Below are 12,509 nucleotides of genomic sequence, written 5' to 3'. Positions count from 1 at the left end.
GCAATCTAGTTCGAGTAACGGCAAACGCCGCCGATAGAGCGGCATCCAGGAGGGAAGATAATGAAGAACACAATTTCGGCACTTATGCTGAGCACCGCGCTGATGATCGGTGCGGGGACCAGCGCTTTCGCGCAGGACAAAACCATCAAGATCGGAAACCTGACCGACATGTCCGGCCTCTACGCCGACGTGGGCGGACCGGGTTCAACCCTTGCTGCGCAGATGGCCGTCGAAGATTCCGGTCTCACCAAAAAGGGCTGGAAGATCGACGTGATCGCCGCCGACCATCAGAACAAGCCTGACGTCGGCACCACGACGACCCGGCAATGGCTCGATGTCGAGAAGGTTGACGTCGTCGTCGACGTGTTGAACTCGGGCGTCGCGCTCGCGGTCAAGAACGTCGTCACCGAAAAGAACGCCATCATGATCAACTCCGGCGCGGCGTCGTCGGATCTGACTAACTCGCAGTGCTCGCCGAACGTCGTGCACTGGGTCTACGACACCTACATGCTGGCCAACAGCACCGGCACCGCGCTGGTGAAGGCGGGCGGCGACAGCTGGTTCTTCCTCACGGCGGACTATGCCTTCGGCGCAGCGCTTGAGCGCGACACCACGACGGCTGTGACAAAGGCGGGCGGCAAGATCCTCGGCAGCGTCAAGCATCCGTTGAACTCGTCGGACTTCTCGTCGTTCCTGCTGCAGGCGCAGGCCTCGAAGGCAAAGATCGTCGGCCTGGCCAACGCAGGCGGCGACACCACGAACTCGATCAAGCAGGCGGCTGAATTCGGCATCGTCAAGGGCGGCCAGCGGCTGGCCGGCCTCCTGATGTTCATCAGCGACGTCAACTCGCTCGGTCTGAACGTTGCGCAGGGTCTGAACTTCACCGAGACGTTCTACTGGGATCTGAACGACGGCACCCGTGCGTTCTCCAAGCGCTTTTCGGAGCGTTCGAAGAACAAGGCGCCGCCGACCATGGTGCAGGCGGGCGTCTATTCCGGTCTCATACATTACTTCAAGACGCTCGAAGCCATGGGCGGCAACTCGCACGACGGCGCCAAGATCGTCGCCAAGATGAAGGAAACGCCGACGGATGATCCGCTGTTCGGCAAGGGCTCGATCCAGCCGAACGGACGCAAGATCCATCCGGCTTATCTCTTCGAAGTGAAGAAGCCGTCCGAGTCGAAGGGACCGTGGGACTACTACAAGCTGGTCGGCACCACGCCTGCCGAGCAGGCCTTCCGCCCGCTCTCGGAAAGCGTTTGCCCGCTGGTGAAGAAGTAACAAGCAATCGCCCGGCGGCTTGACGCCGCCGGGCATTCTCTCAATACCGCTCTCAATCGCGCGCGAAAGAATCGATACGATGCAAGCTCTGTACGCCCAGCTATTGGTTGGATTGATCAACGGCTCGTTTTACGCGCTGCTGAGCCTCGGGCTGGCCGTGATCTTCGGGATGCTCAACATCATCAATTTTGCGCACGGCGCGCTCTATATGATGGGTGCGTTTGTTGCCTACTTCCTGCTGAATCTCGCAGGCCTGAATTACTGGTGGGCGCTGATCCTGGCGCCGGTGATCGTCGGCGGCTTCGGCATCCTGCTCGAGCGCACGATGCTGCAGTGGCTGACCGGTCTCGACCACCTCTATGGATTGCTGCTGACGTTCGGTCTGGCGCTGATCATTCAGGGCGTGTTCCAGAACTACTTCGGGTCGTCCGGATTGCCTTATGCCATTCCTGACATTCTCAAGGGCGGCGTCGATGTCGGCTTCATGTTCCTGCCGATCTATCGCGGCTGGGTGGTCATCTTCTCGCTCGTGATCTGTATCGCCACCTGGTACCTGATCGAGCGCACGCGGCTCGGTGCCAACCTGCGCGCCGCCACCGAGAACCCGACGCTGGTGCGCGCCTTCGGCATCAACGTGCCGCGCATGATCACGCTGACCTATGGTCTCGGCGTCGGTCTCGCCGCACTGGCCGGCGTGCTCTCGGCGCCGATCAATCAAGTGCGGCCGCTGATGGGCGCGGATCTGATCATCGTGGTGTTCGCGGTGGTTGTGATCGGCGGCATGGGCTCGATCATGGGCTCGATCATCACCGGCTTCGCGCTCGGCGTGATCGAGGGCCTGACCAAGTATTTTTATCCCGAGGCGTCCAACACCGTGGTTTTCGTGCTGATGGTGCTGGTGCTCCTCGTAAAGCCGACTGGACTGACGGGGCGGGCGAACTGATATGACGACAATCACTGACAACGCCGTTCCCGTGAAGGGCCGCACCGCCGACGAGATGATCGCGTTCGCGGTCATGACCGTCCTGCTGGTCATCGTGCCGCTGACCGGGATCTACCCCTATTTCGTGATGCAGGCGCTGTGCTTTGCGCTGTTCGCCTGCGCGTTCAACCTGCTGATCGGCTACAGCGGCCTGTTGTCGTTCGGGCACGCCATGTTCCTCGGCACCGCGGGCTACGTCACCGCGCATGCGCTGAAGGTCTGGGGCGTGTCGCCCGAGATCGGCATCATCCTCGGTGTCGCCGCGTCTGCCGCGCTCAGCGTCATCACCGGCCTGATCGCGATCCGCCGCCAGGGCATCTACTTTGCGATGATCACGCTGGCGCTGTCGCAGCTGCTGTTCTTCATCTACCTGCAGACGCCGTTCACCCACGGCGAAGACGGCATCCAGGGCATTCCCCAGGGCATGATGTTCGGGGTGTTCGACCTGTCGAAGCCGACCACGCTCTATTACGTCGTGCTGACGATCTTCCTGCTCGGATTCCTGCTGATCTACCGCGCGATCAACTCGCCGTTCGGCGAGGTGCTCAAATCGATCCGCGAGAACGAGCAGCGCGCCATCTCGCTGGGCTACAAGACCGACCAGTACAAGCTCTTGGCGTACATCCTGTCCGGCACGCTGGCGGGTCTCGCCGGCGCGGTGAAGGTGTTCGTGGCGCAGAACGCCTCATTGACCGACGTGCACTGGACCATGTCCGGCGAAGTCGTGCTGATGACGCTGGTCGGCGGCCTCGGCACCGTGTTCGGGCCGGTGGTGGGCGCCTTCGTCATCATCGCCATGCAGCAGTATCTGGCCGGCTTCGGCCAGTGGGTCACGGTGATCCAGGGCGCGATCTTCGTGATCTGCGTGCTCACCTTCCGCCGCGGCATCGTCGGCGAAATCGCCCATTTCTTCAAACGTTCGCTGTAACCGGCAGATTCTACGGCCTTTCTCGCCGCGATAAAACGGTGGATGACCGGCGCTTTTGCGCCGGCAGCCGACTGTTGGTTTGTGAAACGGTTTATGACAGAGATGTGACGCGTTCTGTCATGCCGGAGAAAGATCATGCTTGGGTTGTTTCGTAAGCTGCTGCCTCGGGAGGAGCGGTTTTTCGACCTGTTCGCCCGGCATTCCCAGTCTGTGGTGCAGGGCGCCGAGGCGCTGGAGGGGATGCTGCGCGGCGGCGAGGAGACCCCGGTTTACTGCCAGCGCGTCAACCAGTTCGAAAACGACGCCGACCAGGTCACGCGGGAAGTCCTGACCGCGGTTCGCCGGACCTTCATCACGCCGTTCGATCGCGGCGATATCAAGAACCTGATCACCGCGATGGACGATGCCATCGACCAGATGCAGCAGACCGCCAAGGCGGTGATGCTGTTCGAGGTGCGGACCTTCGAGCCGCCGATGCGCGAGATCGGCTCCATCCTCGTTCAGTGCGCCAATCTCGTCGGTCGCGCGCTCCCGCTGATGCAGTCGATGGGCCCGAACGTCACGACGTTGACGGCGCTCACCGAGGAAATCACGCGGCTGGAAGGCCGCGTCGATGACCTGAACGACATCGGCCTGAAGGAACTCTTCATCAAGCACCGCGACGGCAGCGCGATGGACTTCGTCGTCGGCGCGGAAATCTACAAGCATCTCGAGAAAGTGGCCGACCGCTTCGACGACGTCGCGAACGAGATCAACAGTATCGTGATCGAGCAAGTTTAAGGTCAGGACCACACAGTGGATGCTTCGCTCGCTTTTCCCATCCTGGTCGGACTGATCGGTGTTGCGCTGCTGTTCGATTTTCTCAACGGACTGCACGACGCCGCCAATTCCATCGCCACCATCGTTTCGACCCGCGTGCTGCGACCGCAATATGCCGTTGCGTGGGCGGCGTTCTTCAATTTCATCGCTTTCCTGTTTTTTGGCCTGCATGTCGCGCAGACCATCGGCACCGGCATCATCCACCCCGGCGTGATTGATGCCCAGGTGATTTTCGCGGCCTTGATCGGGGCGATCGTCTGGAACCTGGTGACGTGGGCGCTCGGAATGCCGTCGAGCAGCTCACATGCGCTGATCGGCGGATTGCTCGGAGCAGGCATCGCCAAGGCCGGATTCTCCGTCATGGTCTGGAGCGGCCTGTCGAAAACACTGCTGGCGATCGTGCTCTCGCCGTTCGTCGGATTTCTGCTCGCGCTGCTTCTGACGGCGATCGTATCATGGGCCGCGGTGCGGTCGACGCCGTTCGCGGTCGATCGTGCTTTCCGGATTCTGCAGTTTGTCTCGGCTTCGCTGTATTCGCTCGGTCACGGCGCCAACGACGCGCAGAAGACCATGGGCATCATCGCGGTGCTGCTCTACTCGCAGGGCTATCTCGGGGGAGAGTTCAGCGTTCCGTTCTGGGTGGTGATTTCTTGCCAGGCCGCGATGGCGCTGGGAACGCTGATGGGCGGCTGGCGCATCGTGCGCACCATGGGACTGCGGATCACCAAGCTCAATCCGATGCAGGGATTCTGCGCCGAGACAGGCGGGGCGGCCACGTTGTTCGCGGCGACGTTCCTCGGCATTCCGGTCTCGACGACACATACCATCACCGGCGCGATTGTCGGTGTCGGCGCCGCACGGCGGCTGTCCGCCGTGCGCTGGAACGTGGCAAGCTCCATCGTGACGGCGTGGATCTTCACGATTCCGGCGGCAGCGCTGGTTTCAGCCGCGACTTACTATGCCGTGACGCTGGCGGGCTGGCGCTGATCTCTCTTACGCGACTATCTTGAGTCCGATGATTCCCGCGACGATCAGCCCGATGCAGACGAGCCGCACAACGGTTGCCGGGTCGCCCAGCAGCCAGATGCCGAGTATGGCGGTTCCGACTGTGCCGATACCGGTCCAGACGGCGTAGGCCGTGCCGACCGGCAACGTCTTCAGCGACAGGCCGAGCAAGAGGACGCTGGCGATCATGCTGATGATGGTCAGCACCGAGGGCATCAGTTTTGTGAATCCATCGGTATATTTGAGCCCGATAGCCCAACCGATTTCGAGCAAACCCGCAACAAACAGCATGGTCCATGCCATGGCTAAATCCTCCATAACAGGGCCGTCCCTGCGGGTATGTGAGTGAATTGAAGCCGTCCTCGTGGACCGAATATGCATTACTGTGGAAAAGGATGCAAGTGCATGAAGTTCAAATACCCTTGATCCTGCCGCGTTTCTTTGCGACACGCTCGCATCATGTCCGACACCGCTACCATTGCCGCCGAGTCTGCCTCGCTGACGCCGCTTGCCGAAGAAGTGGCGCGACGACGCACATTCGCGATCATCTCGCATCCTGACGCCGGCAAGACCACGCTGACGGAAAAGCTGCTGCTGTTCGGCGGCGCGATCAATCTCGCGGGGCAGGTCAAGGCCAAGGGCGAGCGGCGCAACACGCGCTCCGACTGGATGAAGATCGAGCGCGAGCGCGGCATCTCCGTCGTCACCTCGGTGATGACGTTCGAATTCCAGAACCTCGTGTTCAACCTGCTCGACACCCCGGGCCACGAAGACTTCTCTGAAGACACCTATCGCACACTGACCGCGGTCGACTCCGCCGTGATGGTGATCGACGCAGCGAAGGGCATCGAGGCGCGCACTCTGAAGCTGATCGAGGTGTGCCGTCTGCGTGACATCCCGATCATCACCTTCGTCAACAAGATGGACCGCGAGAGCCGCGACGTGTTCGATCTGCTCGACGAGATCGAGAAGACGCTGGCGCTCGACACCACGCCGATCAACTGGCCGGTCGGCCGCGGCCGCGATTTCATGGGCACCTATGACATCGAAACCGGTGGCATCCGCCTGCTGGAGGGCGGCGGCGCCAAGACCGGCGCAGCGGAGAAAATCGAGATTTCTGATTTGGCCGGACGCAACGCCAATCTCGATGCCGGCGAGATCGCCGACGAACTCGAACTGGTGAAGGAAGCCTCGAAGCCGTTCGACCTGCAGTCGTTCCGCGAGGGCCACATGACGCCGGTCTACTTCGGCAGCGCGCTGCGCAATTTCGGCGTCGGCGATCTGCTCGAAGGTCTCGGCCGCTATGCGCCGTCGCCGCGTGCGCAGGACGCCGACAAGCGCAAGGTCGAGGCTGACGATCCGAAGATGAGCGCGTTCGTTTTCAAGATCCAGGCGAACATGGACCCGAACCACCGCGACCGTATCGCGTTCGCGCGGCTGTGCTCGGGCAAGCTGACGCGCGGCATGAAGGCCAAGCTGGTGCGCACCGGCAAGAACATGAGCCTGTCGTCGCCGCAGTTCTTCTTCGCGCAGGACCGCGCCATCGCGGACGAGGCTTACGCTGGCGACGTGGTCGGCATTCCCAACCACGGCACGCTGCGGATCGGCGACACGCTGACCGAGGGCGAGGACATCACGTTCGTCGGCGTTCCATCGTTCGCGCCGGAAATCCTGCGCCGCGTGCGCCTGACAGACGCGATGAAGGCCAAGAAGCTGAAGGAAGCCTTGCAGCAGATGTCGGAGGAGGGCGTCGTGCAGGTGTTCCGTCCGCGCGACGGCGCGCCTGCGCTGGTCGGCGTGGTCGGCTCGCTGCAGCTCGACGTGCTCAAAGCGCGCCTCGACGCTGAATACTCGCTGCCGGTGGATTTCGAGATCAGCGAATTCCAGCTCGCGCGCTGGATTTCATCCGATGACCGCAAGAAGCTCGAGGTGTTTGTGTCAGCCAACAACTCCGGCGTCGCCGACGACGTCGATGGCGATCCGGTGTTCCTGGCCAAGAACGAATTCTATCTCGGCTACACGCGCGAGCGCGCCGAGGGCATCGTGTTCTCGAGCATCAAGGACGTGAAGAAGAAGGCGTGAATGCCGCGCGCATTTGCACCTCCACCACCGGCCGCTACAACGTAGCCAGGTTTGCCTTCACGGCGCCCTCGTTCCACTCCAGACCAACGCCCGCCACATCGGGAATATGAAGCAGTCCGTCCCGGATGTCATAGGGCTTCTGTAAAATTGGATCGGCCCAATCCTGCCATTCAAGCCAGTGCGCGGTTTCGGTGACTCGCATGACGTGTGCCGCGACCTCCGGGTAAAGGTGGGTGGACATCGGTATTCCGGCTGCCCCCGCGATAGCGGCTGCTCTCAACCAGCCAGTCACGCCACCGATGCGCATGAAGTCTGGCATGACGAGGTCGCACGCCTTTTTCTGCAACGCCGTGTGCAGATCGCGCGGGCCGTAGAAATTTTCACCGATCTGGATTGGCGTTTGTAGTTCGGCGGCTAGCTGCGCATAGCCATCGAGATTGTCGTAGACGATTGGTTCCTCAATCCACGCCAGACCCGCATCGTCAATCATGTGACAGCACTGCAAGGCTTCTCCGAGGTGCAGGCCCTGGTTGAAATCGGCCATCAATTCTATGTCGGGGCCGACAGCGGCTCTGATGGCATGAATCGCAGCCAGATCGTCTCCCGCGCGGTCGCGGCCAAGCCGCAACTTGAGAGCAGTGAAGCCTCCTTCATCGCGTAAAGCGATCGCATCCGCGGCCACAACGTCCGGCGGCTGAAGCCACAATCCGTTGCTGTTATATGCCTTCACAGGGCCGACCGAACCGCCCAGCAGAACGCAAAGCGGGACGCCGCTTGCTTTTGCCAACGCATCCCAGGCCGCCATATCGAGGCCGGAGACGGCAATCATGGACATGCCCTGATAGCCCACAAAATGCAGCGACTTCCGCGCGAGGTCGTAAAGTTCGACTGGCGCAACACGGCGGCCTTTGAGCATGTCGCCGAAATCATGCAACACCGGGATCAGATATCGCATCGTCTTGACGGTGTAGGGCTCAAGATAGCTCCGCCCGACAATGCCTTCGTTTGTATAAAGATCGATCAAAATCAGCGGCCATTCCGTGATCGTTGCAATGCGCGCAACAACCGGGCGCTTCAGCTTGAGGACAACCGCTCGCGCGCTGATAGACTTGAATGTAAGCGGTGCAAGTTGCATTGCAGACACCTCCCGATCTGTCTAGGCGAGGATTCCGCGCAGATGAATTAAGAATGAGCCCGCGTTCAGCCCGCCCGCTTCTCCACATTCGCCTTGATATTTCCCAGTCCCACCGCGGCTTCCGCATCCATCGCTGCGATCTGTTCGTCCGTCGGAGGCTTCTTGCGCGCAGGGTTGCGCAGGGTGCGGGTGAACTTCGTGCCGCCATCGACGTCCTCGCAGGTGTATTGAACGACGATGGGGCCGATGAAATCGGTCTCGGCCTGTACGATCCACAGCTTCGGGCTGACGCAACTGCGCACGATCCAATTCAGCGAAACTTCTCCAGAGCGGATGTGCCATTTTTCGTGAAACAGCTCGCCCGTCTCAAGCGGTCGGTTCTCGCTGTCGATGTGATGCGATGCCGCCAGCCACTCCGGCCAGGATTGCGGATTGGTGACGTAGTCGAACACCGCCTTCGCCGGAGCGTTGATGATGATGTCGTGGCTGCGCTCGAAGGCGACGGTGGCAGGGGCGTTCATGGCGTTCCTCTTTGTTTTGTCGTTGTCGGTAACTAACACTCGGTGTCGTCCCCGCTCAGCGGGGACCATACTCCCTGGATCATCGGTTCGGCAGAGATGCTGGAGCGGCCTTCTTGCCATCGTCGCGTCGTTTAGTGGTTATGGGTCCCCGCTTTCGCGGGGACGACGAGTTGAGAGGGTAGAGCTTTCTAGTTGATCCGAATATCTCCGCGCTTGATGACATCGGACCACAGCTTGATCTCGGCGTCCATCCGCGCGCGCAAAGCGCCCGGCGTCGAGGGCGTCGGTTCGATCTGCTGCGTCTCCAGCCGCTCGCGCACGCTTGGCTTGGTCAGGATGTCGTGCACCTCGTCGTTGATCTGTTTGATCATGGCGGGTGGCGTGCCTGCGGGAGCGATCAACGCATTCCACGCATCGGATTCGACGTCGATGCCGCTTTCCTTCAGCGTCGGCACGTCGGGCAGGAAACGCGAGCGCTGCGCGGTCGCGACCGCGAGAATCTTCACCTTGCCGCCTGCGAGTTGCGGCGTCACCGCGATGGCGGGCAGGCACGCGGCCTGCACATCGCCGCGGATCACGGCGGTGATCGCCTGCGGCGAGCCACCATAGGGGATATGCACCATCGCGGCGCCCGCGCGCTGCGCGATGGCTTCCATGGTCAGGTGCGACAGCGAACCTGCGCCGATCGAGCCGAACGCGAATTTTGCCGGATCGCGCTTCACGGCGGCGACGAACTCCGCCACCGAATTGAGATTCAGGCTCGCGGGCACCACCAGCACGCTCGGCAGCGAGGTGAGCATTGTGATGGGCGCGATATCCTTCGCGGGATCGTAGGGCAGCTTGGAGAACAGCAGCGTGTTGATGGCAAGCGGCCCGCCGAGGCTGATGCCGAGCGTGGCACCATCGGGCGCGGCCTTGGCGACGGCGTCGGTGCCGATATTGCCGCCGGCACCCGGCTTGTTCTCGACGATGAAGCTCGCGCCCGGATGGCGCGCCTGCAGGTCGTCAGCGACGATCCGCCCGACCAGATCCGGCGTCGAGCCCGGCGCATAGGGCACGATGATTTTCACGATTTTCGGCGGCCACGCCGGCTCCGCCGCATGGGCGTTCGAGGCGTGCGCGGCGAGAGCCAGCGCGAGTGCGGCGATTGCAAGGGATTTCATAAGGCCAGGGAAGATTTGGAGCAGGGTTGCGATGCGGAAGCGGCATTGCGCGCCGCACCCTAAAAGTGATACCGGGGCACAGCGCCGCCGGACTTTAACAGGGTCCCGCGCGCGGTGGAAACTCCCGGAAGGCGGTGCCGAAAACCGCTGCGGGCAGGTCGGGACGGAGGCGGCACATGGGCTTGTTGATCCTCATCGCCGGATTGGCGCTGTTTCTCGGCGTCCATACGCTGACCACGTTGCGTGGTCCGCGCGCGGCGGCCATCGCGCGGCTCGGCGAGGGCGGTTACAAGATTCTCTATACGGTGGTGTCGTTCGCAGGGCTCGCGCTGATCGTGTGGGGCTTCAGCCGCTATCGCGCGACGGAGTGGATCAACGTCTGGTATCCGCCGGTCGCCATGCGGCACCTCGCGCTGGCGTTGATGCTGCCGGCGGTCATCCTCGTGGTGGCGTCCTATATCCGCGGCAACATCTACCTGAAACTGAAGCATCCGATGCTGGCCGGCGTGAAGCTGTGGGCGCTGCTACATCTGATGTCCAATGGCGATCTGGGATCGATCATCCTGTTCGGGTCCGTGCTCGCATGGGCCGTGTACGACCGCATTTCGCTCAAGCGCCGCGAAGATCCTGGCGCGCCGCCCATTCCGGTCGGCGGTGTCGGCAACGATCTGATCGCGGTCGCGGTCGGCGTCGTGGTCTACGCGGCGCTGGCCTTCGCATTCCATCCTCTCGTGATCGGCGTCCCTGTGATTGGAGCTTAAGACATGTCCGTGCAAACAGCGGTGAAGCGCAAGACCGCGCCCGATATCCTCAAGCGCAAGGGCGGCGACCCGATCGTGATGCTGACGTCGTATCACGCGCATACCGCAGCACTGGTCGACCGGTATTGCGATGTCATCCTGGTCGGCGACTCGCTCGGCAACGTGATGCACGGTTTCGAGACGACGGTGCCGGTCACCCTCGACATGATGATCCTGCAAGGCCGCGCGGTGATGCGCGGCTCGAAAGAGGCGCTCGTCGTGGTGGACATGCCGTTCGGATCGTATGAGGCCTCGAAGGAGCAGGCGTTTCATTCGGCCGCGCGTGTGCTGAAGGAAACCCATTGCGGCGCCGTGAAGATGGAAGGCGGCGTGCGCATGGCGGAGACCATCGAGTTTCTCACCACGCGCGGGATTCCGGTGATGGGCCATATCGGCCTCACGCCGCAGTCGATCAACACGCTCGGCAGCTTCAAGTCGCAGGGCAAGGACGAAGCCATCAAGATCGCGGCGGGCGAGAACGGCAGTGGTCCGTTTCAGCAGGATGCCATCGCGGTTGCCCAGGCCGGTGCCTTCTCGATGGTGGTGGAAGCCGTGGCGGAGCCGCTGGCGCGACGCATCACCGAGATCGTGCAGGTCCCGACCATCGGCATCGGCGCAAGCAATGCGTGCGACGGCCAGGTGCTGGTGCTGGAGGACATGCTCGGCCTGTCGCCTTGGGTGCCGAAGTTCGTCAAGCGCTATGGCAATCTCGGTCCCGGCATCGAGGCTGCCATCCAGGACTATGCGAAAGAAGTCCGCTCGCGCGCATTCCCGGGGCCGGAGCACGTCTACGGCATCAAGCCGAAGGGCTGAGACTCTGCCGCACAACCTGCGACACAACAAAAAGCCCGGCGCAATGCCGGGCTTGAGTTTGTGAAGTTGGAGAAACGATGAAGACGTCCGGCGCGACCATGAGGCCGCGCCGCTCAATAATCAGAACTTGTAGTTCACACCCGCACGCACGACATGAATCTTGTTGTCGAACGTGGTCAGGTAGTTGAAGCCGGGTGTAATTGTCGGATTGGCAACGGTCTCGTCGCCAAAATCGTAGTAGAGATACTCGGCGCGCACGGTCCAGTTGTTCGAAACCGCGTACTCCACACCGCCGCCGGCGACCCAGCCTGACAGAGTCACGTTGGTGCTGATCGGATTGTTGGTGCCAAAGCCGGTAAAGTCGGTGCGGTAGTTGACGTCGGCCCATGCCGCGCCGCCGGTCCCGTACACCAGCCAGCGATCCCACACCCAGCCGAGCCGGCCGCGGATGCTCGCCATCCAGTCGATACTGCGATCGGCGAGATGGTTGAAGCCGAACGGAGCGATCGGGGCACCACCGACGGTGATGAGTGCACTGGCGTTGTTGCGGATTCCCGTTCCGGAAATATCGCCCTCGATGCCGAGGAGCCAGTTCGGCGCGAATTGCCAGTTGTAACCAATCTGACCGCCGCCGACGACGCCACTGCCGTCGGTCCCCAGAAGGCCGGGATCGAAAGCGGGGAACAACTGGTTGGTGGCCACGACATTGGTGTCGCTGAATCCGCCGCCGACATGGAGACCTGCGTAGAAGCCGGTCCAGCTCCAGACAGGAGCAACAATCGGTGGAGGGGCCTTGTACCGCGGCGCCATGTCCGCGGCAGATGCACTGGTGATTGTGAAGGCCACGAAGGCCGCTGTCGCAAGTAATTTCCGCATGATGCACTCCCCATTAAAAAAATGTCTGAGTTTGGCAGTCGAGCCGGAAATGCCCTTAAGAAAATACCACCACAAAAAGCCGGCGATGGCTGTCACCGGGAAGT

Annotated in this window: 13 protein-coding genes; 8 read left to right on the top strand and 5 right to left on the bottom strand. The window is 61.9% G+C overall.

The genetic code is table 11. The features are described from left to right. Nucleotides 1-60 precede the first annotated feature (60 nt). The 5 genes from HNQ36_RS06730 (at nucleotide 61) to HNQ36_RS06710 (ending at nucleotide 4,997) form a co-directional block, all read left to right on the top strand. On the top strand, nucleotides 61-1,281 hold the full coding sequence (locus HNQ36_RS06730; RefSeq protein ID WP_184083275.1) for an ABC transporter substrate-binding protein: 1,221 nt from the start codon (nucleotides 61-63) through the stop codon (nucleotides 1,279-1,281). Between the two features lie 79 nt (nucleotides 1,282-1,360). Continuing rightward, on the top strand, nucleotides 1,361-2,224 hold the full coding sequence (locus tag HNQ36_RS06725; RefSeq protein WP_046829442.1) for a branched-chain amino acid ABC transporter permease: 864 nt from the start codon (nucleotides 1,361-1,363) through the stop codon (nucleotides 2,222-2,224). 1 nt (nucleotide 2,225) lies between these two features. Continuing rightward, on the top strand, nucleotides 2,226-3,191 hold the full coding sequence (locus HNQ36_RS06720) for a branched-chain amino acid ABC transporter permease (protein ID WP_184083273.1): 966 nt from the start codon (nucleotides 2,226-2,228) through the stop codon (nucleotides 3,189-3,191). A gap of 135 nt (nucleotides 3,192-3,326) precedes the next feature. Further along, nucleotides 3,327-3,971: a DUF47 domain-containing protein gene (locus tag HNQ36_RS06715; RefSeq protein WP_184083271.1), complete on the top strand. Its 645-nt coding sequence runs from the start codon at nucleotides 3,327-3,329 to the stop codon at nucleotides 3,969-3,971. Between the two features lie 15 nt (nucleotides 3,972-3,986). Next, nucleotides 3,987-4,997 carry an inorganic phosphate transporter gene (locus tag HNQ36_RS06710; RefSeq protein WP_046826569.1) on the top strand — a complete coding sequence of 337 codons (1,011 nt, stop codon included), beginning with the start codon at nucleotides 3,987-3,989 and terminating at the stop codon, nucleotides 4,995-4,997. A gap of 6 nt (nucleotides 4,998-5,003) precedes the next feature. Here HNQ36_RS06710 and sugE read toward each other — a convergent pair whose 3' ends face one another. Further along, entirely contained in the window at nucleotides 5,004-5,318 is a 315-nt protein-coding gene (gene sugE / locus HNQ36_RS06705) for a quaternary ammonium compound efflux SMR transporter SugE (protein WP_046826568.1), read from the bottom strand. 156 nt (nucleotides 5,319-5,474) lie between these two features. On the opposite strand from sugE, the gene HNQ36_RS06700 reads away from it, so the two are divergent. Next, nucleotides 5,475-7,097: a peptide chain release factor 3 gene (locus tag HNQ36_RS06700; RefSeq protein WP_184083269.1), complete on the top strand. Its 1,623-nt coding sequence runs from the start codon at nucleotides 5,475-5,477 to the stop codon at nucleotides 7,095-7,097. Between the two features lie 34 nt (nucleotides 7,098-7,131). Here the strand turns inward: HNQ36_RS06700 and HNQ36_RS06695 are convergent, their stop codons facing one another. The 3 genes from HNQ36_RS06695 to HNQ36_RS06685 form a co-directional block, all read right to left on the bottom strand. Next, nucleotides 7,132-8,232, bottom strand: a complete 1,101-nt coding sequence (locus HNQ36_RS06695) for an enolase C-terminal domain-like protein (protein ID WP_184083267.1) — start codon at nucleotides 8,230-8,232, stop codon at nucleotides 7,132-7,134. Between the two features lie 65 nt (nucleotides 8,233-8,297). After that, the gene (locus tag HNQ36_RS06690) at nucleotides 8,298-8,753 is read right to left on the bottom strand and encodes an SRPBCC family protein (RefSeq protein WP_184083264.1); all 456 of its coding nucleotides are present in this window, start codon (nucleotides 8,751-8,753) and stop codon (nucleotides 8,298-8,300) included. Nucleotides 8,754-8,941: 188 nt separating this feature from the next. Beyond that, nucleotides 8,942-9,916, bottom strand: a complete 975-nt coding sequence (locus HNQ36_RS06685) for a Bug family tripartite tricarboxylate transporter substrate binding protein (RefSeq protein ID WP_184083262.1) — start codon at nucleotides 9,914-9,916, stop codon at nucleotides 8,942-8,944. 176 nt (nucleotides 9,917-10,092) lie between these two features. Between HNQ36_RS06685 and HNQ36_RS06680 the strand changes: the two genes are divergently transcribed. Continuing rightward, nucleotides 10,093-10,677: an NnrU family protein gene (locus HNQ36_RS06680; protein WP_184083260.1), complete on the top strand. Its 585-nt coding sequence runs from the start codon at nucleotides 10,093-10,095 to the stop codon at nucleotides 10,675-10,677. 3 nt (nucleotides 10,678-10,680) lie between these two features. Continuing rightward, a complete protein-coding gene (gene panB / locus HNQ36_RS06675; RefSeq protein ID WP_184083258.1) occupies nucleotides 10,681-11,529 on the top strand; it encodes a 3-methyl-2-oxobutanoate hydroxymethyltransferase in 849 nt (282 codons plus the stop codon). 120 nt (nucleotides 11,530-11,649) lie between these two features. Here the strand turns inward: panB and HNQ36_RS06670 are convergent, their stop codons facing one another. Further along, the gene (locus HNQ36_RS06670; RefSeq protein WP_184083256.1) at nucleotides 11,650-12,405 is read right to left on the bottom strand and encodes an outer membrane protein; all 756 of its coding nucleotides are present in this window, start codon (nucleotides 12,403-12,405) and stop codon (nucleotides 11,650-11,652) included. Between the last annotated feature and the right edge of the window lie 104 nt (nucleotides 12,406-12,509).

This window comes from Afipia massiliensis, from assembly GCF_014203115.1.
Classification (GTDB): domain Bacteria; phylum Pseudomonadota; class Alphaproteobacteria; order Rhizobiales; family Xanthobacteraceae; genus Afipia; species Afipia massiliensis.
The sequence above is the reverse complement of the archived record's forward strand: the minus strand, read 5'-3'. Positions and strand labels throughout refer to the sequence as shown.